Source organism: Caulobacter endophyticus, from assembly GCF_003116815.1.
Taxonomy (GTDB): Bacteria; Pseudomonadota; Alphaproteobacteria; order Caulobacterales; family Caulobacteraceae; genus Caulobacter; species Caulobacter endophyticus.
This window is the reverse complement of sequence record NZ_QDKQ01000074.1, coordinates 39,747-62,217: the sequence shown is the minus strand read 5'-3', so window position 1 is coordinate 62,217 and position 22,471 is coordinate 39,747. Positions and strand designations below refer to the sequence as shown.

The window sequence follows — 22,471 nt, the reverse complement described above, 5'->3', positions numbered from 1 at the left end:
CTCTCGACGACGCTCCAGCTCTTCCAGGATGTGTTGCAAGGTCTTCGGCTCCACGCGGGGACTGGAGCCACAAGGCGTAAAGAGCCCCGACGGGGCTGGCAAGGCTTCGGGGTCAGGCCGTACGAGGGCCAAACAGGATGATCGCCGCACCCAGCAGGCACACGGCCATACCGATCAGGTCCCAACGGTCGGGGCGCACCTGCTCGACCGTCCGCATCCAGACGATGGACGACAGGATGTAGATGCCGCCATAGGCCGCGAAGGCCCGGCCCGCGGCCTGCGCCTCGACGCGGGTCAGCAGCCAGGCGAAGGCGACCAGTGCCAGGACGCCGGGGATGGTCCACAGCGCCGACCGCCCCTGCCGCAGCCAGGCCCAGAAGGCGAAGCATCCGCCGATCTCGCATATCGCGGCCAGGACGTAGACCAGCGCGCTTCTCACCGGACCACCCTACCGGCGGAGAGCGGCGAACCACCGCTCCAGCACGGCCGCCTCGACGGCCAGGTTGGCGGCGCGGGCGACGGCTTCGTGGTCGTCGCCCCAATGCTCGGCCTGGAAGATCTCGTCCAGGCGCGACAGGTCCAGCGCCTTCTGGCCGGTGATGCGGCCCGTGCGCAGGGCCAGCGCCAGCACCGTAGAGCCGAACAGGCCGGCGGCGTAGGCCACGCCCGCCAGGCTGAAATCGTCGAGCGTCAGGGCCAGGGCCTCGACCGTGGCGAGGGTCGCCGGCGGCTGCGGGGCGTGGATGATCCCGGTGATCGGCTCCAGCGCCACGCCATGCTCGGCCTTGGCCCAGTCCAGCATCGCGCCCCACTCGCGGGCCTGGCGCTCGATCAGGGGCGTGGGGCCATCGGCGCGGTAGCACAGCAGGTCCGAGCCCGCATAGGCGGCGACCTCGCGGGCGACCTCGGCGCGGGTTTCGGCGATCCGGTCGATGGCGGTGAAGGCCAGGCGCGTGGCGGGCATGGCCGTGGAGTCGATGACCTTCTCCTGGGCCTCCCACTCGTCGGCGACGACCTGGGCCAGGGCCAGGGTCGGCAGGGCCAGCGGCTTCTTCTGCGGCGACTTGGGCGTGCGGCCGTCCAGCAGCACCGGATAGAGGCCGTCCTTGGCCTCGCCGGCGGTCGCGGCCTTGTAGAAGCGGCGCGGCTTTTCGATCAGGTCAGGCTTGTCGGACACGGGAACGGCTCATTTTCGCGGGAGGCTGGCGACGGACTTGCGCGCCACGTGCGTTGAATGGTCGATCGGACGCCATATCGCAAGGGAGAGCCCGGCTTGAGCCTGCCGTCCAAGGACATGATGGCCGCCATCGCCGCCACCCGCTTCGGCCTGGGCGCGCGACCGGGCGAGATCGAAGCGGCGCGCAGCGACCCGCGCGGCTTCCTCGAAGGCCAGATCCGCCGCGAAGGCGCCGACCTGCCCCAGGACGACGGCGAAAGCGCGCCCGTGCGCCATGCCGCCTTCGCCGACCTGAGGCAGGAGCGCCGCGCCGCCCGCCAGGATGCGCGCATGGTCGCGGGCGCCGACATGAAGCCCATCCCGCTGGTCGATGCGCCCGGCGCCAACGCCAAGTCCGAGGCCCAGAAAGAGGTCCAGCGCTACATCCGGCAGAAGACCACGAACGACTTCCTGACGCGCGCCCAACTGGCGACCGACACCGACGCGGGCTTTCGCGAGCGCTGGGCGCTGTTCTTCGCCAACCACTTCACCGTCTCGCAGACCAAGCAGGCGGCCTCGATCGTCATCGGGCCTTTCGAGCGCGAGGCCATCCGCCCGCACGCCTTCGGCCGCTTCGAGGACATGCTGCTGGCGGCCAGCACCCACGCGGCGATGCTGACCTATCTGGACCAGGCCCAATCGGTGGGTCCGGGCAGCCCGGCCGCCCGCTACCAGTCGCGCAAGGGCCGGCGGACCGGGCTGAACGAGAACCTGGCGCGCGAGATCCTGGAACTGCACACCGTCGGCGTCGACGCCGGCTACAGCCAGGCCGACGTCACCGAGTTCGCCCGCGCCCTGACCGGCTTCAGCATCGGCCGCGCCCAGGATCCGGACATCGGCGCCTTCGTGTTCCGCGCCAACACTCACGAGCCGGGCGCCCGTACGATCCTGGGCAAGGCTTATGCGCAGAGCGGCGAGGACCAGGGGCTTTCGGTGCTGAAGGCCCTGGCCGCCGATCCGCGCACCGCCCGCCACGTCTGTGGCAAGATCGCCCGCCACTTCGTCGCCGACGATCCGCCGCCGGCCCTGGTCAAGCGGCTGGAGACGCGCTGGATCGACACGGGCGGCCGGCTGGACGAGGTGGCCAAGGCCCTGATCGACGCGCCCGAGGCCTGGGACCCGATCCCGGCCAAGATCAAGACGCCGTACGAGTTCGTCGTCTCGACCTGGCGTGCGATCGGTGGGCGGCCGGCGGCCTTCGAGCGACTGAACCCGATCCTGACCAGCCTGGGGCAGCGGCCGTTCTACCCGCCCTCGCCCAAGGGCTGGCCCGACGAGGCGGGCGCCTGGGCCTCGCCCGACGGCCTGGTCAAGCGCATGCAGTGGGCGCAAGGCTTCGCCGCCGCCGTGGCCCACACCCGCGATCCCGACGCCCTGGCCCGCTCGGCGCTGGGCGCGCGCCTCTCCGAGCCCACCGGCCGCGCCGTCGCCCGCGCCGAGACCCGTCGTGAAGCCTTCGCCCTGCTGGTGATGAGTCCGGAGTTCCAACGCCGATGACCGACCGCTCCCCCGCCCCCTCCCGCCGCTCGTTCATCGCCGCCGCCGCCAGCCTGGGCGTGGCCGTCAGCTTCGTCGGCCACCAGGCCCGCGCCGCCGACGGCGCCAAAAAGCTGGTCGTCGTGGTCTGCCGCGGCGGCATGGACGGCCTGTCGGTCGCCCCGCCGATCGGCGATCCCGGCTATGCCGCCCTGCGCGGCGCGATCGCCGTCAAGCCGGAAGAGGCGCTGAAGCTGGACGACACCTTCGCCCTGCACCCGTCACTGACCACCGTCCACGCCCTGGCCAGGCAGGGCCAGGCGCGGATCGCCCCGGCCATCGCCACGCCCGACCGCGCCCGCTCGCACTTCGAGGCCCAGGACGTGCTGGAGACCGGCGAGGCCAAGGTCTACGGCGCCGACAGCGGCTGGCTGAACCGCACGTTGGAGGTCATGGGTCCAGCCAGGACCGAGGCCCTGTCCGTCGGGACCACCGCGCCGCTGATCCTGCGCGGCAAGGTGCAGGCGGCCAGCTGGTCGCCTGGCAAGGGCGTCGACGAGGCCGCGCGACTGCCCACCCTGCTGCAGGACCTCTACAAGGGCGACCCGCTGCTGGGGCCTGCCTTCGCGCGCGGGCTGGAGACCGAGGCCATGGCCCAGGCGGCGATGACGGCCCTGGCCCCAGCGCCCGCGCCGGCCGCCGAGAACGGCATGATGGCAGCGGCGACTCCGGCCATGAGCCAGCCGGGCGGCCGTCCCGCCAACAACCGCCAGGGACGCGAGGCCGCCCGCAAGCTGGGCTCGACCCTGGCCGGCTTCATGCGCCAGGCCGACGGCCCGCAGATCGCCGCCCTGTCGCTGGACGGCTTCGACACCCACGCCGGCCAGGTCGGCCAGATCGCCACGCGGCTGACCTATCTGGACGCCGTGCTCGACGGCCTGCACGAGGGGCTGGGCCCCGAGTGGAAGAACACCGTGGTGGTCGCGGTCACCGAGTTTGGCCGCACCGCCCGGGTCAACGGCACTGGCGGCACCGACCACGGCACCGGCTCGACCGCCCTGCTGCTGGGCGGAAGCCTCAAGCGCGGCGGCATCGTCGGCGACTGGCCCACCCTGTCGGAAGCCGCCCTGTTCGAGAACCGCGACGTGGCCCCCACGCTGGACATGCGCGGCCTGTTCAAGGGCGTACTGATCGACCACCTGGGCGTGGATCGCGCGGACGTGGAGAAGAAGGTGTTCGTGGACAGCGCCGGGGCGAAGGCGGTGACGGGGCTGGTTTGAGGAACCTCTTCCGAACTAGACACCCGTGAAATCCCCGCGAAAGCGGGGATTGGGCGGAAAAATAGGTCGGGTTCTCTTCACCCCGGAACGGCGTCGAAGGCCATGGTCAGGCGGCGCTTGTCGCCCGTGAACGGCACGGTGCCGTGCCACATGTAGGACGGGAACAGCACCAACGTGCCCGGCGCGGGCTTCACGGCGTGCTCGGCTTCCAGTTTCGGCGAGGTGGCGCAGCCGGGCTGGCCGAACTTGATCCAGCCTTCGCGCCTGTCCGGATCGTCCACGCCGGGAGGCAGGTCGATGTAGAAGGCCGACGACACCCAACCTTGCGGGTGGACGTGGTCGGTATGGAAGCCGTTGGGCTTGAGGCTGACCGACCAGCCGCCCTGAACCACCGCCTTGCCGGTGCTTCGGATGCGCAAGGGATCGGTCCCCTCGCCGATCTCGGCGGCGTAGCGCTCGACGGCGACCCGGGCGCTGGCGAAGAAGGCCTGGAAGATCGGTTCGGGCGAAGTGTGCAGCGACTGCACCTGGGCGCCGCCGCGCAGCGACTGCTGCAGCGGATGGGTCTCCAGGTCGTGCAGTCGCCCCAGGCGCTCGCGCAGGTCGGCCAGGAAGCTTTCCAGGTCGCTCCAACCGTCCGGCGTGGGCAAAGTGTAGGGCCGCACGAAGCTGGCGTAGTCGTAGAGCGCGCCGTAGCGCGGATCGCCGAGGATCCGCCAGGCAAGGGCCTGTAGCGACAGCGCATGCTGGTCGTAGGGGAAGGCCTGCAGCACAGAGGCCGCCACGGACGAAGCGGCGGTCGCGTCGCCGACGGCCAGCAGGGACTCGGCCAGGCTCTTGAGCACCGGGGCCGCGCCCGGCGCCAGCCGCGCGGCGGCCTGGGCATGGGCCAGGGCCTCGCCAACCTCGCCCAGCTCGGCGGCGGCGTGGGCGGCGGTGACCAGCAGGTGCAGGTCGCCGGGATGACGGCGCAGGCCCGCGCGCAGGGTGTCGAGCGCCCGGGGCAGCTGACCGGCGAACTCCTCGACCAGAGCCTGGACGTGCAGCAGGCGTGGATCCGACTGCCCGGCCGGGGCCGCCTTCAGCGGCGCAAGAGCGTGGTCGAGATCGGCGGTGCGCATCCAGCGCAGCTGGGCCAGATCGCGATGGGCGTCGACGAAGGCCGGACGGCGGGCGATCGCGCCCTGGAAGATCGCCTCTGCCTCGTCATAGCGGTGCTGGAACTGCACGGCGCGAGCCAGGACCAGCCAGGCTTCCGGCGCGTCGAGGCCCAGGCTCATGGCCTTGCGGACAGCGGCCTCGGCCTGCGGCTGCCGACCCAGGTCGCCGTTGGTGGCGGCCAGATTGTACCAGGCCAGCCTGTCCTGCGGGGCGCCGCGCGCGGCCCGCTCGTTGAACGGCAGGGCTTCGGCGTGGCGGCCCAGGCCCTTGAGGGCGGCGGCGTGCACGATCAGCAGGCCCGGCATGGCCGTCGGCCGCGCCGCGCCGGCCGCCGTCAGGGCGACCGCCTGCTCGGCATGGCCGCGGCCGAGCAGGTCCCAGGCTTGCTGGACCAGGCCTTGGTTCATCGCCGCTTGGTCTGGCGCCGGGCGAACGGGTTCTGCTCGGCCTCGTCCTCGGAAAAGCCGAACTTGGCGAAGCCGGCCTGCATCTCGGGGCTGATCGGCGCTTCGATGTGCAGCATGCCGGCGCTGGGGTGCGGCAGCAGGATCGAGCGGGCGTGCAGCTGCAGCTTCAGCCCTTCCGAGAGCGGCGCGGACTTCTCGTCGCCATACTTGGGATCGCCCAGGATCGGATGGCCGATGGCCTTCATGTGGGCGCGCAGCTGGTGGGTGCGGCCGGTGTGCGGACGCAGGGCCATGAACGACGCGCGCGGACCCGCGCGGCTGATGGTGACGAATTCGGTCTCGGCCGGCGAGGCGTCCTTGTCCTTGGGATCGGCGGGCACGACGATCTCGCGGTCGTTGACGCCGCGCTTGGCCAGGTGCAGCTCGATGACGCCCTCGGTCGGGTGCGGATTGCCCACGACGATGGCCCAGTAGGTCTTCTGCGCCTTGCGCCTGGCGAAGGCGCCCGACAGCTTGGCCGCGGCGGCCGGGCTCTTGCCCAGCAGCAGCACGCCGGAGGTGTCGCGGTCGAGGCGGTGGACCAGACGCGGACGGTCGACGCCCTCGCCCCAGGCGCTGAGCAGCTTGTCGATGTGCTTGGTGGTCTTGGTGCCGCCCTGCACGGCCAGGCCGGCCGGCTTGTTGAGGGCCAGGACGTCCTCGTCCTCGTAAAGCACCAGCGAGCGGGCGTAGGCGATGTCGCGCGCCGACAGCTTGCCCTTGTCGGCCGGATCGGGCGCGTCGGGCAGCGGCGGCACGCGGATCTGGCTGCCGGCGGCCAGCTTGGTGTCGGCCTTGGCGCGCGAGCCGTCGACCCGGACCTGGCCCGAGCGGAACAGCTTGTTGAGCTGGACGTGGTTCAGGTGCGGCCAGCGGCGCTTGAACCAGCGGTCGAGGCGGACCCCGTCCTCGCCCCCGTCGACGTACAGGGTGCGAACTTCTTTCATGCGGCGAACATCCTGCGAGCCAGGAAGAGGCCCGCGAAAAGGGCCGTCACGGCGAACACGACGCTGACGGCGGTATAGGTGAAGGCCGAGCCGTAGGCGCGCTTCTCGATCATGAGCGCGGTCTCCAGCGAGAAGGCCGAAAAAGTGGTGAAGCCCCCGAGCGCGCCGGTGGCCAGCAGCACGCGGAAGGTCTCCTGCTGGCCCGCCGAGCGGAAAGCCAGCCAGCCGGTGACGGCTCCCATCAGGAAGCCGCCGACGATGTTGACGGTCAGCGTGCCCCAGGGCCAGCCGGGACCGATCCAGCGCAGCGCGGCCACGCCCACGAGATAGCGGGCGACGGAGCCGGCGGCGCCGCCCACGGCGACGAGAAGCACCTTGGTCATGGGCCCCTTATGCGCCGAGCGGCCATGATCGCCAAGGTGAGAACGCAAGGCCAGCTTGACTTGGCCATGGCGGCTGCATAGGTCGGCGCGCAATACTCGCGGAGATAGAGCATGCGCCTCGTACCCGTCACGCCCCTGGCGCTCTGCGCCGCACTCGGCGCCGCGCCCGCGCAGGCCTTCGCTCCGCCCCTGCCGCCGCCCGTCCCCATTCCGCCGGTGCGCGAGGCGCAGCGCGAGTTCGTCTCCCGTATCGCCTCCTACGGCCCCTCCCCGACCGTGGCGCGCTGCGCGACCCGCAATGTCGGCGTCGTCAAGGGCGCGCAGTTCCCGCCGGAGCACAATGTCGGCCTGGCGCTGCGGGGCTCGCCGCCCGACGCGCCGACGCCCAACGACCGCCCGACAGCCGTCCTGAGCTTCTCCATCGACGCTGACGGGGTTCCGATCAACATCAAGCCGGCCGACGACAGCATGACCTCGCCGGACATGGTGGCCGCCTTCGCCCGCTGGCGGTTCATGGCCGGCCCGCCGGTCGGCGGCTGCCGGATCGAGGTGTCGCGCAGCTACGCTCCGCTGACCCAGGCCTCGACGGCGACCCTGCTGGAGGTCGTGGCCCGGCGCCGGCGCGACGCGCCCTCCTCGGCACGGCGCGAGCTCTCGGCGCGCGGCGACTGCGGCAAGGCTCCGCGCCGCCTGCCCGCCCAGATCAGCTATCCCGACCTGCGCTCGTTCAACGATCGCGACTTCGCCGCCCCGTGGGCGGGCGTGCTGTACGACATCGACGCCGAGGGCCTGGTGCGCAACGTGCGTGTCGGCGCCCAGGGCGGCGATCCGGTGCTGGCCGACCTAGCCGCCGCGTCCGTGGCCGACTCCCGCTTCCATCCGGGGCGGCCGGTCAACGGCTGCTACGTCACCTTCGCCGCCCGCCCCAAGGCCTCTGGCGCGCCCCTGCGCGCATCGGCGGGGCGTCCGACCTCATCGTCGGCCCTGCCCGCGCGCTCGGTGAAGACCGAGCCCCCCGCCAGCAACAATGCCTGCGTCGCCGCCCGGGAGACCCTGAACCTGTCGACCGAGACCGCCTATCCGCCCTCGCTGGCGCGCGAGCGGGTGGAAGGCTGGGCCAGCCTGCGCTTCGACGTCCTGCCGGAGGGCCGGGTCGAGGCGGTCCAGATCCTGGCCGCCCAGCCAGTCGACGCCTTCGGCGCGGCCGCGGCGACCATGCTGCGCAGGGCCCGTCCCGCCCCCTCGGCGGAGGGGGCCAAGGGCTGCGTGATCCCGATCAGTTTCGCGGTGAAGAGCGTCGCCGAGGATTAACGCCTCGAAACCAAAAAGGCCCTTATGCGGCAAGGCTTTGCGACAGGGTAAACGTACGCTCAACCCTTTTCCTGCACGGCGGATTAACGGCAGTGAGTGCAACCTCTGGGCTCCACTCGCGAATCCCACGGTCAGATGCCCGCCTCCCTGCCCCCCAAGGACGACATCACCGAACGCCTGGCGCTGCCGCCGGCGATGCTGAACCGCCTGGCCGGGTCCGACCTGGTCGGCCGCGGCGCGGTGAACGTCATCAGCATCAAGGCCGTACGCCGATGGGCCGGCGACTGGTGGGACCAGAAGCGCACCGACGTCTGGACCTATGTCGAGCGCAAGCTGAACGAACATCTGGACCGGGCCGACCTGCGCGGCCGGGTCAGCGAGGACGACTTCCTGATCGCCACGCACAACGACCAGGGCCTGTCGGCCCAGGCCGCCAGCGTCCGCATCCTCGAGGACGTGCTGAGCCACCTGCTGGGCGCGGCTGAACTGCGCGACATCGGGGTGCGCTCGGTGATCGGCATCGAGGCCGGCGGCGTCGTCTGCCGTCCGATCGACCCGGCCGTCGTGCTGGCCGCCCGCGCCCGCCGCGACTCCGAACGCTCGCCTTTCCGCACCGAGATCGACGTCAGCGACGAGATGCGCCGCACTCCGGTGGCCTTCACGACCAGCGGCGGCGCGGCCCTGCGCGTCGACTTCGCGCTGGAGCACGTGATCGGCCTGCGCCGCAACGTCACCACGGCGATCCGCGTCGAACCAATCGTCACCCACCTGGGCACGGGCCGCTCGATCAGCGGCCGGGCGATCACCAAGCTGGCCGACAAGGACATCGCCTTCATCGACGAGGCCACGCTGCGCTACGGCGCGGCTTTCGCCAAGGCGGCCCAAGGCAACGAAAAGCCCGACCTGATCCTGCCAGCCTCGTTCCGCACCCTGGGCACCCAGCGCGGCCGTGACCTGCTGACCGGGACCTCGGGCCTGTCGCTGGCCCTGCTGCGCGGCGGCGTGATGATCGAACTGGTGGACGTCACCCGCGGTACGCCCGCCGGCCGCCTGCTGGAAGTCGTGGGGCTGCTGAAGGCCCTGACCCGCGGCGTCATCGCCCGCGTGCCGCCCGACAAGGAAGCCTTCAAGCACCTGCGCGACGCCCGCCTGGCCGGCCTGACGCTGGACGCCTGCGACCTGGGCGGCCCGGCCGAGAAGATCGCCATGGACATCATGGCCTTCGGCCGCGAGGCGCGCGGCCTGGCGCCGATGGTCAGCCTGCAGGGCCTGCCGGCGGAAGGCTACTTCGCCGCCGCCGAGACCGCCGGCCTCAGCCATGCCTCGCTGCGGGCCACCCATCCCTACGCCGCGCGCAACGCGGCCTAGCAGGCCCGCTGAGACCGGCCCGCGGTCTCAGATGCGGCCCATGCCCTTGCCGATGGTGTTGACGACGCTCTGGGCGTCATAGGCCTCGCCCGGCGGGCGCGGTCCCTTGCCGAACACGACTTCCAGCGTGGTGCTGAGCGCAGGCTTGGGGCCGAGGTTGAAGCTCGTGCCCACGCCAAGGCCCACGGCCGAGCGACGGCCGTAGCTGCCCGAACCGCCGCCGACCGAAAAGGTGGGGCCGCCCCCGCCGCCGGTCGACTGGGTGACGCGGTCGGCGACCCTGAACCAGGAATAGCCGTCGGCCAGGGCCAGTTCTGCAGCGCGCAGCAGGGCGTAATCGGTCACCTGCCCCACCGGCGCGCCGGAACCGCCCCGGAAGGTCACGCGGTATCGACCGTCCTCCAGCCTGTACTGGGTGAAACCGACGTCTGTGGCGCTGGCCTGAGGACGGTAGACGGTGGGCTGAGCGGTGGCGCAGGCCCCGAGGACGAGAGCGCTGGCGACAAGAGCGAGCGGAGTTTTCATGGCGTTTCTCCCTTGCCTCTCAAACGGCCCGGCCGAGTTCAGCGTTCCGGAAGCGCCAAGTCCAGCTTTTCCAGCACGGCCCTGAAGTCGTCGGGCAGCGGGGCCTCAATGCGCCGCTCCCCGCCCTCGGGGTGCGGGAACACAAGCCGGGCCGCATGCAGCATCAACCGCGGCACGGGGGCGCCGGCCAGCATCAGCGCCCCGCCATAGCGGCTGTCGCCGGCGATCGGACGGCCGATCGAGGCCATGTGGACGCGCAGCTGGTGCATGCGGCCTGTGTCGGGGGAAAGCTCCACCAGCGCGGCCTGGGCGTTGGCGGCCAGGGTGCGATAGCGGCTGCGAGCGGTCTCGGCGTCGGGATGGTCGTCCTCGCAGACGCGCATGTAGGCCTCGCGGCCGATCGATTCGCGGCGCAGCGCCTTGTCGATCTGGCCGCCGCGCGGCTCGGGCGCGCCGGGGGCGACGATGGCCAGGTAGGTCTTGCGAAAGCGCTTGCCCATCAGGGCCTTGCCCAGGAAGGTCGCCGCCGGCTTGGTGCGCGCGGTGAGGATCACGCCCGAGGTGTCGCGGTCGAGGCGATGGATCAGGCGCGGACGCGGACGATCCCGGCGGGCCAGGGCCCAGAGCAGGTCGTCCAGCGTGTGGGCCCTGATCCGGCCGCCCTGGCTGGACAGGCCCGCGGGCTTGTTCAGAACGAAGACGCTGTCGTCCTCATGGATCACCAGCGAGCGCGTAAAGCCGATCTCGTCGGGCGTCAGCTCGATCGGGGTGTCGGAGGCCTTGGGCTTGGGCTGGGCGGGGGGACGGCGGGGCGGCTTGGACATCGCCGTCACTTACCGCCCCTGCGCAGCTGGCTCCAGTGGTCCAGGCGTTCCTTGACCTTGGCCTCGGCGCCGATGTGCTTGGGCTCGTAGAACTTCGGGCGGGCCATGCCGTCGGGGAAGTAGTTCTGGCCCGAGACCCCGCCCTCGACGTCGTGGTCATAGGCGTAGCCGTCGCCATAGCCGAGGGTCTTCATCAGCTTGGTCGGCGCGTTGAGGATGTGGGAGGGCGGCATCAGGCTGCCGGTCTCCTTTGCGGCGCGGCGGGCGGCCTTGTAGGCGGTGTAGACGGCGTTGGACTTGGGCGCGCTGGCCATGTGCACCACGGCCTGGGCCAGGGCCAGCTCGCCTTCCGGGCTGCCCAGGAAGTCGTAGGCGTCCTTGGCGGCCGTGGTCAGCAGCAAGGAAAGCGGATCGGCCGCGCCGATATCCTCGCTGGCCATGCGCACCAGGCGGCGGGCGATGAACAGCGGGTCTTCCCCGCCCTCCAGCATCCGCGCCAGCCAGTAGAGGGCCGCATCGGGGTCGGATCCGCGCACCGACTTATGCAGGGCCGAGATGAGATTGTAGTGCTCCTCGCGATCCTTGTCGTAGGCCGGGCGGCGCTTCTGGAGCAGTTGGCCAAGCTGGGTCGGATTGAGCGGCGTGTCCGTGCCGATCGACAGCAGGGTCTCGGTCAGGGTCAGCAGGTAGCGGCCATCGCCGTCGGCCATGGCGATCAACATCTGGCGGGCCTCGGCGTCGACCGGCAGCTTGCGGTTCTCGGTCCCCTCGGCCTTGGCCAGCAGGGCCTCGAGCGAGGTCTCGTCCAGGCGCTTGAGCACGAACACCTGGCAGCGCGACAGGAGCGCGCCGTTGAGTTCGAACGACGGGTTCTCGGTGGTGGCGCCGACGAGTGTGACGATCCCCTCCTCCACGAACGGCAGGAAGCCGTCCTGCTGGGCCCGGTTGAAGCGGTGGATTTCGTCGACGAACAGCAGGGTGCTCTGGCCGGACTGGCGGCGCATGCGGGCCTGCTCGAAGGCCTTCTTCAGGTCGGCGACGCCGGAAAAGACGGCCGAGATCTGCATGAACTCGTAGCCCCCCGCCTTGGCCAGCAGGCGGGCGATGGTGGTCTTGCCGGTGCCGGGCGGCCCCCACAGGATCATCGAGGCCAGGCGATGGGCGGCCGCCATCCGGCCGATGGGGCCGTCGGGACCGAGCAGATGCTCCTGGCCCACGACCTCGTCGAGACTTTGCGGACGCAGGCGGTCGGCCAGCGGCGCGGGCGCGTGAGGCGCCATGCCGGCGGCTTGGAAGAGATCGGACATGGGAGGAGATTTAAGGGGTTCCGCGGTCAGCGGAAACCCTCTCCCCGAAGGGAGAGGGTCGAGGCGTCAGGTCCGGAAGCGAGCCGAGATGCGCTGGCCGTTGCGCTCGATGACGACCGTCCAGGTCGCTGCGTCGCTACGTGTTGCGGCGGCGAGATCGGCGGTTGTGTTGATGGTCTTGCCGTTGACCTCACGCACGAAGTCGCCTGGGCGAAGGTTCGCATTCAGTGCGAAGCCCTGGCCGACCTTGGTGACCAGCACGCCCTTGCCCGCGAAGGCGTCAGCGCCGATCTCCTGGGCCGAGGCGGGCGAAAGGTTCATGACCGTCGCGCCATCGAAGGGGTTGCGGCCGCTGATCGTGCGCTCGTCCTTGGCGGGGACCTCCGGCGCGGCCTCGGCGCGGACGGTCAGGGTCTGCTCGCGGTCGCCGCGGCGGATCTGCACCGGCACGCGGTCGCCGACCTTGTGGGTGCCGATGGCGAAGGCGCCGCCGCCCTCGTCGTTCACCGCCTGGCCGTCGATCGACAGGATGACGTCGCCTTCGCGGATGCCGCCCTTGTCGGCCGAGGCGCCGGGATAGACGTCGGACACCAGCACGCCGCGCGGCGTGGTCATGCCCAGGCTTCTGGCCAGGTCGCCGGTGACTGGCTGGCCGCGCACGCCCAGCCAGGGCCGCACGACGCTGTGGGCGCCGCCCAAGGCCGTCGACACCACCTGCTTGACCACGGCCGCCGGGATGGCGAAGCCGACGCCGCTGGACGAGCCCGAGCGCGAGATGATGAAGGTGTTCACCCCGATCAGGTCGCCGTCCATGTCGACCAGCGGGCCGCCGGAATTGCCTGGGTTGATGGCCGCGTCGGTCTGGATGTAGCTGCCGAACTCGGCCGCGCCCACATCGGTGCGGGCCAGGGCCGAGACGATGCCGTTGGTGACGGTCTGGCCGACGCCGAACGGATTGCCCATGGCCAGAACCAGGTCGCCGACCTCCAGCTGCTCCTGGTCGTCGATGGCGATGGTCGGCAGGCGCTCGCCCTTGGTGTCGATCTTCAGGACCGCCAGATCCGAGCGCGGATCGTCGAGCAGCACCGTGGCCGGGAACTCGCGCCGGTCGGCGAGCTGCACGGTGATGTCGCTCATGTTCTCGATATTGTGGTGATTGGTGATGATCACCCCGTCGGCGCGGACGATGGCGCCCGAACCCAGCGAACCCTGCACCTGGGCGCGGGGCGTGCCGCCGGCGCCGCCCATGAAGAAGTCCCAGAACGGGTCGCGCGACTGCTGGCGCTGCACCACGCGGCGGCTGGCGACGTTGACGATGGCCGGGGCCGTCTTCTTCACCACCGGGGCGAAGGACGACTTCATGGAGCCCGGATCGGTGGGCGCCTTGCGGGTGGGCTGGGCGAGTTCCGGGATGGACTGGGCCTGGCTGCGCGAGGCCGGATCCGAGCAGGCGGCCAGGAGGGCCAGGGTCGGAAGCAGGACGCGAAGGGCGGGCTTGGACAAGTCGATGGCTCCGTCAGATCTTGCGGCGCGCCCGGCCTGCGAGAGCCAGGCACGCGCTCTCGCCCCTTAAACAGCGAAGTTTTCGGGCGCAATCAAGGCGTTCAGCGCGCGGGATCAAGGCCCGGTTCCGCGACCGCCGCCGGACGGGCGCGGCGGGTGCTGAGGATCACCATCAGGCCGCCCAGGGCCAGCAGGCCGGCGATGACCAGCGGCAGCCCCGGCAGTTGCAGGGTCTGCTCGTGGCGTACGGCGAAGGCCAGCGACAGGCCGTAGAGCGCCGGGCCGATGATCGCCGTCAGCCCCATGATCGCCGAGTTGGCGCCCTGCAACTGGCCCTGCTCGCTGGGACCCACGCGCCTGGTCATCATGCCCATCAGGCCGGGCTGGATCAGGGCGGCGAAGGCGCTGACGGCGAGGCCCGAGGCGAAGATCCAGCCGTTGGGCGCGAAGGCGAAGACCGCGAACGACACGACGAAGCAGACGAGGCCGACGATCACCGCCCCGCGCTCCTTCAGCCGGTCGACGATCGGCCCGATCAGCAGAGCCTGGACGATCACGCCCAGCACGCCCGACAGCATCATCAGAAGGCCGATCTGGGCGGTGTCCCAGCCGTAGCGATAGCCGGTGTAGAGCACAAAGACGCTGGGATAGGCGTTGTGGGCCAGCTGCATCAGGAAGCTGACGACGCCCAGGCGCGGCAGGTCGGGGTGCGAGCCCAGAAGCTTCAGCGAGCCGACCGGATTGGCCTTCTTCCAGTCGAAGCGGGTGATGCGCTTCTCGGGCGGCAGGGATTCCGGCAGCACCAGCAGGCCGTACAGCCAGTTCAGCAGGGCCATGGCCGCGGCCACCCAGAACGGCAGGTGCAGGTCGATCTTGCCCAGCAGGCCGCCCAGCGCCGGGCCGGCGATGAAGCCGACGCTCCAGGCCGCGCCGATCAGGCCGAAGGCCTTGGCCCTGCCCTTCTCGGGCGTGACGTCGGCGATGTAGGCGCCCGCCGCCGAGAAGCTGGCGGCCGTGGCCCCGTGGATGATGCGGCCGACGAACAGCCACCACAGGGTCGGGGCCAGGGCCATGAAGATGTAGTCGATCCCGAGGCCGAAGATCGAGATCAGGATCACCGGCCGCCGTCCGAAGCGGTCGGACATCATGCCCAGGATCGGCGAGCAGAAGAACTGCATCGTCCCCCACACCATGCCGAAGGCGGCGGTCCATTGGGCGGCGTCGTCGGTGTGGCCGCCGGCCATCTCCTTCACCAGGCTGGGCAGCACGGGGATCATCAGGCCGAGCGACAGAACGTCCATCAGGGCGGTGACGAAGATGAAGCCCAGCGCCGCCTTGCGGGCCGGATGGGCGATGGGTTCGGACATGGGACCTCCCGGGGAGCGGGATGTTTGACCGCCAGTCGGATAGTCGGCAAGGGCGTTGCGTCCTTCGAGGCTCGCCTTCGGCTCACACCTCAGGATGAGGAACTTCTTGCGCTGGCGTCCTCGTCCTGAGACGCCCGCGCCTCGGGCCTCGAAGAACGCATGGCCTGTCAGCCCAAGTGCTGGGCCAATCCCTCCAGCAGCCCCGTCCACCACTGACCGTGGCGCAGCAGGAACAGCTGATCCGGGAAGCCGTGCCGCGCCACGTGCTCGGCGGGCACGGTCTCCCAGCCGCGATGCTGGACGGTGACCCGCGTCTCCCCGCCGACGGCTTCGAAGGTAACCTCGACCTCGGTGTCCATATCGGGCGCGAACGCCGCCTGGCGCCAGCCGAACACCAGCCGCTCGCCGCGGGCCCAGGCGCGCACCCGGCCGATCTCGAACGTCTTGCCCGAAGCCAGGCGCTCGACCAGACGCGCGCCCTCCCCTTCCCCCTCGAAGGCCAGTACGCCCGGCGAGCGCGGCGTGAACGAGAACAAAGGATCGGGCCGCCACCAGGCGCCGATCTCGCCGACGAAGGCGTCGAACACCCGCGTGGGCGGCGCCTTGATGCGCAGGGCCACGAGGATCCGGGCGCTCATTCGCCCTCCGCCTCGACATGGACCTTCAGCGCCAGCAACTGGTCGCTCCACAGCGTCTCTGCGGCGGCGGCCCAGGCCTTCAGCTCGGCCATCGGCTGCGGCCGCAGGGCGTAGACCCGCACCCGGGCGTCGAACGGCGGGTGGCTCTCCTCGACCAGCCGCGCCTCCCGAAGCGCCCGCAGGTGGCGGCTCATGGCCGGCGGCGACAGGCCAAGCGCCTCGGCCAGCTCGCCGGCCCGGCGCGGACCATCCGCCAGCAGCTCGACCGTCCGCCGACGATGCGGCTCGGCCAGGGCCGCCAGGGTGCGGTCGAGGCTCATGTCCGGGCGTCCAGTTCGGCGAGAAGGCGCTTGCCGGCCTTCAGCCGCCAGGCCTGCTCCAGGGCGCTCTTGAGAGTTGGTTCATCGACGGCGTCGAGCACGACGTTGGTCGCCCCCTTCAGGCCCCAGCCGCCCTTGACCGGAACGAAGGCGGCCGGCTCGGCGGCCACCAGCACCTCCTGCAGGTCGCGGGTCAGCTGCACCATGCCGAAGCGGGCGTCGGGATAGCCCAGGGTGGCGAAAATCCGCCCGACGCGGAAATCGCTCGCGCCCATGTGCGCGCCCTCGACCACGCCCGGCAGGGCCAGGGCCAGCCGGCGGAAGTCGTCGGGGCTCACGCCCAGCCCTGGATCTTCAGCCCCGTGGCGGCCTCCGCCTCTTCGCGGGTGACGGCCTTGACCGTCTGGCCCACCGTCCAGATGTGGCCCTCCAGGTCGCGGCAGCGATAGGTGCGGTCGCCGTAGAACTGGGTGTCCGGCTCCGCCAGGATCTCGGCCCCGGCGGCGCGGGCGCGCTCGCAATGGGCGTCGACGTCCTCGTCGATATGGATGTGCACCGTCTGGGTGTTCTTGCCGCCCAGCGAGGCGGGGCTGGCGTGGTCTGCGCTCCATTCGTTGCCGACCATCACGTGGGCCTCGCCCAGCGCCATCTGCGAGTGGGCCAGATTGCCCTCGCCGTCCTCGATCAGCAGCACCAGCTCGAAGCCGAACGCGGCCTCCAGCCATTTCAGGGCGGCCTTGGGATCCTTGTAGCAGAGGGCCGAAGTCAAGCGGGCCATAAGCGCCTCCTATTGCGTCAGGACACAATATTTAACGCATAACGCAAATATATGAGCAAGCAAAAAGGGCGGAGCCGAAGCCCCGCCCTCTTCTTTCGAACCGTCCTAGGCGATCAGCGCAGAGCGCCGGCCACCGGGGCCAGCTGGCCGTCGACCTTCTCGGGACGCACGCCGGTGATCTTGGCCAGCAGCGGATAGACGTCAACATTGTCGAACACCGGCAGGGTCTTGCCCGATAGGAATGACGGGCCATGGGCGACGAACACCGCCTGCATCAGGGGATCGGCGTTGTCGAAGCCGTGGGCGCCGCCGTCGCGCTCGGGGCTGGTGCGCTTGGCCTGGGACTCGGCGGTGGTGATGTACCAGCCGGTCTGAGCCGAGCAGACGATCGGGGCGATGCGGCGGTTGGAGCCGTAATGCAGACGGGCCGGGATCCTGGCCTTCTCCCAGCAGGTCATGTGGGCCTGCGGCTTGGTCAGGGCGGCGGTGACGGCGGCCTCCTCGCCCTTGTTGGGATAGATGCCGGCGATGGCGCCGAGGCCCACATAGCGCAGCTTGCCGACATCGACCGCCTCGTCCAGCACCACGCGCTGCTTGCCCGGCAGCGGGGCCATGCCGTGATCGGCGACGATGACGATGTTGGTGGTCTCATAGAGGCCGCGCGCCTTCAGGCCTTCGACCAGTCGGGCGATGGCGGCGTCAACGTCGGCGGCGGCCTTGCGCACCTCGGCCGAGTCCGGGCCGTAGCGGTGGCCGGCGCTGTCGACGATGTCGAAATACAGGGTCGCCAGGCCCAGCGGGGCGTCCTTGCTGTCGTCGATCCACGACAGCAGGGTGTCTACGCGGTCGTTCGAAGGCTTCTTCTGGTCGAACACGGCCCACCTGGTCGGGCGCACGCCGTCGATCTCGGCTTCCGAGCCCGGCCAGAACATCGTGCCGGTCTTGACGCCCTGCTGCTCGGCGCTGACCCAGATCGGCTTGGCCATCTCCCACCAGCGGCTGTCGGTCACGGCGTCGCGATTGCCCAGGGTGAAGGTCACGCCGGGGATCTGCGGATCCTCCATCGTGTTGCCGACGATGCCGTTGTGATCGGGGCGCTTGCCGGTGACCAGGGTGTAGTGGTTGGGGAAGGTCAGCGACGGAAACGACGGGCGCATGGCCGCGCGTACGCCGTCGTCGGCCAGGGCCTTCATGGTCGGGGTGTCGCCGCGGTCCAGGTAATCGGCGCGGAAGCCGTCGATCGAGACCAGGATGGTCAGCGGCGCCTTGGTCCTGGAAGCCTGCGCGGGCGCGACTTCGGAGACGGGTCGCGGCGCGGTCGCGCAACCCGAGAGGACGGCGATCGCCAGAAAGGCGGCGAAGCGGGGAAGAACGGTCATGGCCGGGCCCAGAAGCAGAGAGTCCCGCCCCTATAGGACAGCTCGGCGACAATTCGTATTGCAGTCGCCAAACAACTTGGCCGACCTGCGTTCCATCGCCCATAGTCGCGGCAAGTTCATAAGGGAGTCGTTCGATGTCGCCGCGCCAGGCTAGCGCCGCATGAGTTTCGCGCTCGAGGCCGAAGGGCTGACCAAGACCTACGGCGCCGTCAGGGCGCTGGACGACCTGACCCTCAAGATCCCCGCGGGCGGCGTATTCGGCGTGCTGGGCCCCAACGGCGCGGGCAAGAGCACGCTGTTCCGCATCGCCATGGGCCTGGTGCGGCCGACCTCGGGCGTCGCCCGGCTGTCGGGGTCGCCGGCCGGCCACGCCTCGTCGCTGCGCCAGGTGGGCGCGATGATCGAGACGCCGCGCTATCCGCCCTACCTGACCGCCCGCGACACCCTGAAGATGCTGGCCCTGCAGAGCGGCGCCCGCGACGTCGACATCGACCTCTGGCTGGACCGCGTGGGCCTGTCGGGCGCGGCCGACCGCAAGACCTCGACTTACTCGGTGGGCATGAAGCAGCGCCTGGGCCTGGCGGCGGTGTTCTTCACCCGCCCCACCCTGGCGATCCTGGACGAGCCCACCAGCGGCATGGACCCGGCCGGCATCCAGGAGATCCGCGAGCTGATCCGTCGCCTCGCCGCCGAGGAAGGCGCGACCATCATCCTGGCCAGCCACCAGCTGGACGAGGTGCGGCGCGTCTGCGACCGGGTGGCGATCCTGGCCAAGGGCAAGCTGGTGGCGGAAGGCCAGGTGGAGACCCTGGCCGGACGCAAGCCCGCCCTGCGTCTCGTCGCCAGCCCCGTGGCCCAGGTGCTGGAACTGCTGGGCGACCAGGGCGCGCTAGACGGCCCCGACGCCGTCCTCGCCCAGATCGAACGCCACGAGGCCCCTGCCCTGATCCGCGCCCTGGTCAATGCCGGCGTCGACATCCACGAGGCCCGCTGGCGCGAGGCCGACCTGGAAAGCGCCTATCTCGACATCCTGCAAGCCAAGGAGCCGGCCAGTGCTCGCTGACGCCATCTCCGCCGAGCGGTTCCGCCTGCTCAAGGACCGCGGCACGCTGTTCTGGGGCGTGCTGTTCTCGCCCATCGCCGGCCTCGTCATGGGCGTCGGTGGCGAGCTCTTCGCCCGCGGAATGATGAAGGGCATGCCGCCGATCCCGGTCGACCTGGTCGGGCGCATGGTCAAGGCCCTGGCCGGCGGCGCTTCGCCAGTCGTTGGGCTGTTCGTGCTGATCCTGTCGACGGCCGTGCTGGCCGGCGACTACCGCTGGGAGACCTGGCGCCTGCTGACCCCGCGCAACGGCCGGGTCAACCTGCTGCTGGCCAAGCTGGCCACGGTCGCCGGAGCGGTGGCGGTGAGCCTGGTGCTCTACGCCCTGGCCGCCGCTCTGGGCGGCCTGTTCAGCGCGCTGACCAGCGGGGCGCCGCTGGTGACCTATCGCGGCTCGGCGGCGACCGACCTGCTCGGAACCTTCGCGGTGAGCTGGCTGCAGTTGATGATCCTAGTCGCCTTGTCGGCCGTGGTGGGTGTGACCACCCGCTCGACCATGGGCGCGCTGATCGTCGGTCTGGTCCTGGCCGCCCTCCAGTCGATCGTGGCCAGCCAGTTGCACGAGCCCAGCCTGAAGGCCCTGGCCATTCCCGCCTTCTCGGGCGACCTGCTGAAGACCGTGATCCTGACCCCGCGCAGCGTCGTCGACACACCGGCGCCCTGGGGCCTGGCCCTCGCCTTCCTGCTGGCCTGGCTCGTCGGCTTGTCGGCGGCGGCTCTGGCTCTCTTCCAACGCCAGGATCTGACCCGCGAATGACGGCGTCGGTTCTCTCAGGACCCGCCGCCCGGCCCTGCTGGACGGCGGTCGCTCTGGCCGTGGCGACCAGCGCTGCGGCCGCCCAGGCCGATTTCGTGCTGTCGCCCGCCGAGCAGACGACGATCGAGAAGGCGGCCATCGCCCGCGAGGCGGCCCTGGCCGAGGCCCGCAGGCTGCCGCCTCCCCTACCCGCGCCGCTTCCGACCGAGCGCAAGCCGGCCGCCTGCCGCATGACCTCGATCCCCGAGGTCGCGCTGTGCCACGAGAAGGTGCGGCTGCAGGGCAAGTGGGTCGAGCGCGACGTGCGCTACGTGCAGGGCGCCGGCGGCGTCGGCTGGCTCGATTTCCAGGGAACCTATGAGATCGTCGCCGGCCGCTATCGCTTGGCGTCGGACGCCCGTGGCGAGGCCCTGCGCCTGTGCTGGGAGCGTGACGCGCTGACCTGCGAGACGGTGCTGGGTCCGCGCATCGACCAGTACGGCGGCGACGAGCGCTACGTCGTCATCACCCGCCATGACGCCCCGGACGAGACGCCGCGCTTCTACTACGTGGAGGCCCAGCCCGACAGCGCGGGCAAGGTGCACGGCCCGCTGACGGCCAGCGCCTTCGCGCGCGAAAAGCTGAAGCTGGCTCTGCCCGAATTCGACGGCATCATCGTCAGCCGCTGAGGGCCTCGAAGGACGCACGGTCCATCCCAGACAGCAAAAAGGCCCCGGATCGCTCCGGGGCCTTTTCGTTTCAGCCTAAGCTGAAGATCAGTCTTCGGCTTCGTTGGCGTAGACCGGACCCGAGTCCTTGCCCTTTTCCGAGACGTCGCGATCGACGAACTCGATCACGGCCATCGGGGCGTTGTCGCCGTAGCGGAAACCGGCCTTCAGGACGCGGATGTAGCCGCCCTGACGATCCTTGTAGCGCGGGCCGAGGACGGCGAAGAGCTTGCCGACCTGTTCGACGTCGCGGACCGAGCTGATGGCCTGACGACGAGCGTGCAGGTCGCCGCGCTTGGCCAGGGTGACCAGCTTTTCGACGATCGGACGCAGTTCCTTGGCCTTCGGCAGGGTGGTGACGATCTGCTCGTGCTTGATCAGCGAGGCCGACATGTTGGCGAACATGGCGGTGCGGTGAGCCGAGGTGCGGCCGAGTTTGCGGTGGGCGTAACCGTGACGCATTTTGTATCTCCTGGGCTCTTGGCCCGAGCGGCGCGAAAGAAGCGCCTGTTGTCACCAGTCCCAGCTCGCATCCCGGCCGGGTCAGAACGGAGCGCCGGGGCCTTCCACCGCGTAGCGGCTTCAAAAGGCCCAGGCCGCCTTCCGGTCCCGGAGGATCGAAAGACGGCCCGGATTCAGCGCGATAGTCGTCTTAGATCTGGTCGTCGAACTTCTTGGCCAGATCTTCGATGTTTTCCGGCGGCCAGTTCGGCACGTCCATGCCGAGGTGCAGACCCATGCCGGCGAGAACTTCCTTGATCTCGTTCAGCGACTTGCGACCGAAGTTCGGGGTGCGGAGCATCTCGGCTTCGGTCTTCTGGATCAGGTCGCCGATATAGACGATGTTGTCGTTCTTCAGGCAGTTGGCCGAACGGACCGACAGTTCCAGCTCGTCGACCTTCTTGAGCAGGGCCGGGTTGAACGGCAGCTCGGGCTTCGTTTCGTCCGCGGCCTTGGCCTTGGGCTCTTCGAAGGTGATGAAGATCTGCAGCTGGTCTTGCAGGATGCGAGCGGCGTAGGCCACGGCGTCCACCGGGGTGACGGCGCCGTTGGTCTCGACTTCCAGGGTCAGCTTGTCACGGTCCAGACGCTGGCCTTCGCGGGTCGGCTCGACCTTGTAGGCCACGCGCTTGACCGGCGAGTACAGGGCGTCGACGGCGATCAGGCCGATCGGCGCGTCTTCCGGACGGTTCTGGTCGGCCGGGACATAGCCCTTGCCGGTGTTGACCGTGAATTCCATGCGCACCGAGCCGCCCTCGTCCAGCGTGCAGAGCACGTGGTCGGGGTTGAGGATCTCGATGTCGGCCGGGGTTTCGATCTGGCCAGCGGTGACCGGACCGGCGCCCGAGGCGCGCAGGGTCATGCGCTTGGGCCCCTCGGCGTGCATGCGCACGGCGAGTTGCTTGATGTTCAGAACGATGTCGACAACGTCTTCACGAACGCCTTCAAGCGAAGAGAATTCGTGCACCACGCCATCGATCTGGATGGCGGTGACGGCGGCGCCTTGCAGCGACGAGAGGAGAACGCGACGCAGGGCGTTGCCGAGCGTCACACCGAAACCACGCTCGAGCGGTTCAGCGACGATGCGAGCCTTGCGGGTCGCGTCGGCGCCGGTTTCGATCTGCGGCTTCTCAGGACGGATCAGCTCGTTCCAGTTTCTTTCGATCACGTGGTGT

24 protein-coding genes are annotated in these 22,471 nt (G+C 70.3%); 7 read left to right on the top strand and 17 right to left on the bottom strand.

Going from position 1 to position 22,471, the window contains the following annotated elements:
• Positions 1–112 precede the first annotated feature (112 nt).
• Together DDF67_RS23095 and DDF67_RS23090 are read right to left on the bottom strand one after the other, a co-directional pair.
• The gene (locus tag DDF67_RS23095) at positions 113–439 is read right to left on the bottom strand and encodes a YnfA family protein (protein ID WP_109455113.1); all 327 of its coding nucleotides are present in this window, start codon (positions 437–439) and stop codon (positions 113–115) included.
• Positions 440–448: 9 nt separating this feature from the next.
• Complete coding sequence (locus tag DDF67_RS23090) at positions 449–1,177, bottom strand: ATP12 family chaperone protein (RefSeq protein ID WP_109455112.1); 729 nt, start codon at positions 1,175–1,177, stop codon at positions 449–451.
• 96 nt (positions 1,178–1,273) lie between these two features.
• On the opposite strand from DDF67_RS23090, the gene DDF67_RS23085 reads away from it, so the two are divergent.
• Both DDF67_RS23085 and DDF67_RS23080 read left to right on the top strand, forming a co-directional pair.
• Complete coding sequence (locus DDF67_RS23085; protein WP_233247742.1) at positions 1,274–2,713, top strand: DUF1800 domain-containing protein; 1,440 nt, start codon at positions 1,274–1,276, stop codon at positions 2,711–2,713.
• Positions 2,710–3,972, top strand: a complete 1,263-nt coding sequence (locus DDF67_RS23080) for a DUF1501 domain-containing protein (protein ID WP_109455110.1) — start codon at positions 2,710–2,712, stop codon at positions 3,970–3,972. Before DDF67_RS23085 ends, DDF67_RS23080 begins: the two co-directional genes overlap by 4 nt.
• 77 nt (positions 3,973–4,049) lie before the next feature.
• On the opposite strand, the gene DDF67_RS23075 is transcribed toward DDF67_RS23080, so the two are convergent.
• The 3 genes from DDF67_RS23075 to crcB are packed head-to-tail and all read right to left on the bottom strand — an operon-like array spanning position 4,050 to position 6,909.
• Positions 4,050–5,540 (bottom strand): putative 2OG-Fe(II) oxygenase, encoded by a 1,491-nt coding sequence (locus DDF67_RS23075; RefSeq protein ID WP_109455109.1) that lies wholly within the window; start codon positions 5,538–5,540, stop codon positions 4,050–4,052.
• Positions 5,537–6,526: an RluA family pseudouridine synthase gene (locus tag DDF67_RS23070; RefSeq protein ID WP_109455108.1), complete on the bottom strand. Its 990-nt coding sequence runs from the start codon at positions 6,524–6,526 to the stop codon at positions 5,537–5,539. The genes DDF67_RS23075 and DDF67_RS23070 overlap by 4 nt, the downstream gene beginning before the upstream one ends.
• Positions 6,523–6,909: a fluoride efflux transporter CrcB gene (gene crcB / locus DDF67_RS23065; protein WP_109455107.1), complete on the bottom strand. Its 387-nt coding sequence runs from the start codon at positions 6,907–6,909 to the stop codon at positions 6,523–6,525. The genes DDF67_RS23070 and crcB overlap by 4 nt, the downstream gene beginning before the upstream one ends.
• A gap of 111 nt (positions 6,910–7,020) precedes the next feature.
• Between crcB and DDF67_RS23060 the strand changes: the two genes are divergently transcribed.
• Positions 7,021–8,220: an energy transducer TonB gene (locus DDF67_RS23060; protein ID WP_109455106.1), complete on the top strand. Its 1,200-nt coding sequence runs from the start codon at positions 7,021–7,023 to the stop codon at positions 8,218–8,220.
• 135 nt (positions 8,221–8,355) lie between these two features.
• Complete coding sequence (locus tag DDF67_RS23055) at positions 8,356–9,588, top strand: hypothetical protein (protein ID WP_109455105.1); 1,233 nt, start codon at positions 8,356–8,358, stop codon at positions 9,586–9,588.
• Positions 9,589–9,615: 27 nt separating this feature from the next.
• Here DDF67_RS23055 and DDF67_RS23050 read toward each other — a convergent pair whose 3' ends face one another.
• From DDF67_RS23050 to DDF67_RS23005, 10 genes are all read right to left on the bottom strand, one after another.
• The gene (locus DDF67_RS23050; RefSeq protein WP_109455104.1) at positions 9,616–10,113 is read right to left on the bottom strand and encodes a CC0125/CC1285 family lipoprotein; all 498 of its coding nucleotides are present in this window, start codon (positions 10,111–10,113) and stop codon (positions 9,616–9,618) included.
• A gap of 38 nt (positions 10,114–10,151) precedes the next feature.
• Positions 10,152–10,937: an RluA family pseudouridine synthase gene (locus DDF67_RS23045; RefSeq protein ID WP_109455103.1), complete on the bottom strand. Its 786-nt coding sequence runs from the start codon at positions 10,935–10,937 to the stop codon at positions 10,152–10,154.
• Between the two features lie 5 nt (positions 10,938–10,942).
• Entirely contained in the window at positions 10,943–12,244 is a 1,302-nt protein-coding gene (locus DDF67_RS23040) for a replication-associated recombination protein A (RefSeq protein WP_109455102.1), read from the bottom strand.
• 66 nt (positions 12,245–12,310) lie between these two features.
• Entirely contained in the window at positions 12,311–13,747 is a 1,437-nt protein-coding gene (locus tag DDF67_RS23035) for a Do family serine endopeptidase (protein ID WP_109455101.1), read from the bottom strand.
• Between the two features lie 101 nt (positions 13,748–13,848).
• On the bottom strand, positions 13,849–15,114 hold the full coding sequence (locus tag DDF67_RS23030) for a TCR/Tet family MFS transporter (protein WP_109455100.1): 1,266 nt from the start codon (positions 15,112–15,114) through the stop codon (positions 13,849–13,851).
• 167 nt (positions 15,115–15,281) lie between these two features.
• Positions 15,282–15,752, bottom strand: a complete 471-nt coding sequence (locus DDF67_RS23025) for an SRPBCC domain-containing protein (protein WP_109455099.1) — start codon at positions 15,750–15,752, stop codon at positions 15,282–15,284.
• Complete coding sequence (locus DDF67_RS23020) at positions 15,749–16,072, bottom strand: ArsR/SmtB family transcription factor (RefSeq protein WP_109455098.1); 324 nt, start codon at positions 16,070–16,072, stop codon at positions 15,749–15,751. Before DDF67_RS23020 ends, DDF67_RS23025 begins: the two co-directional genes overlap by 4 nt.
• Positions 16,069–16,410: an MmcQ/YjbR family DNA-binding protein gene (locus DDF67_RS23015; protein ID WP_109455097.1), complete on the bottom strand. Its 342-nt coding sequence runs from the start codon at positions 16,408–16,410 to the stop codon at positions 16,069–16,071. The genes DDF67_RS23020 and DDF67_RS23015 overlap by 4 nt, the downstream gene beginning before the upstream one ends.
• A complete protein-coding gene (locus DDF67_RS23010) occupies positions 16,407–16,850 on the bottom strand; it encodes a VOC family protein (RefSeq protein ID WP_109455096.1) in 444 nt (147 codons plus the stop codon). The genes DDF67_RS23015 and DDF67_RS23010 overlap by 4 nt, the downstream gene beginning before the upstream one ends.
• Before the next feature lie 113 nt (positions 16,851–16,963).
• The gene (locus tag DDF67_RS23005) at positions 16,964–18,229 is read right to left on the bottom strand and encodes an alkaline phosphatase family protein (protein ID WP_109455095.1); all 1,266 of its coding nucleotides are present in this window, start codon (positions 18,227–18,229) and stop codon (positions 16,964–16,966) included.
• 160 nt (positions 18,230–18,389) lie between these two features.
• Between DDF67_RS23005 and DDF67_RS23000 the strand changes: the two genes are divergently transcribed.
• Genes DDF67_RS23000 through DDF67_RS22990 form a run of 3 tightly spaced genes read left to right on the top strand, consistent with a single transcriptional unit; the run spans position 18,390 to position 20,756 of the window.
• Positions 18,390–19,292: an ABC transporter ATP-binding protein gene (locus DDF67_RS23000; RefSeq protein WP_109455094.1), complete on the top strand. Its 903-nt coding sequence runs from the start codon at positions 18,390–18,392 to the stop codon at positions 19,290–19,292.
• Positions 19,282–20,088: an ABC transporter permease subunit gene (locus DDF67_RS22995; RefSeq protein WP_109455093.1), complete on the top strand. Its 807-nt coding sequence runs from the start codon at positions 19,282–19,284 to the stop codon at positions 20,086–20,088. Before DDF67_RS23000 ends, DDF67_RS22995 begins: the two co-directional genes overlap by 11 nt.
• Entirely contained in the window at positions 20,085–20,756 is a 672-nt protein-coding gene (locus tag DDF67_RS22990) for a hypothetical protein (RefSeq protein WP_146198075.1), read from the top strand. Before DDF67_RS22995 ends, DDF67_RS22990 begins: the two co-directional genes overlap by 4 nt.
• An 87-nt stretch (positions 20,757–20,843) precedes the next feature.
• Here the strand turns inward: DDF67_RS22990 and rplQ are convergent, their stop codons facing one another.
• Positions 20,844–21,257 (bottom strand): 50S ribosomal protein L17, encoded by a 414-nt coding sequence (gene rplQ, locus DDF67_RS22985; protein WP_101715823.1) that lies wholly within the window; start codon positions 21,255–21,257, stop codon positions 20,844–20,846.
• Between the two features lie 190 nt (positions 21,258–21,447).
• A complete protein-coding gene (locus DDF67_RS22980; protein ID WP_101719247.1) occupies positions 21,448–22,464 on the bottom strand; it encodes a DNA-directed RNA polymerase subunit alpha in 1,017 nt (338 codons plus the stop codon).
• Positions 22,465–22,471: the final 7 nt, after the last annotated feature.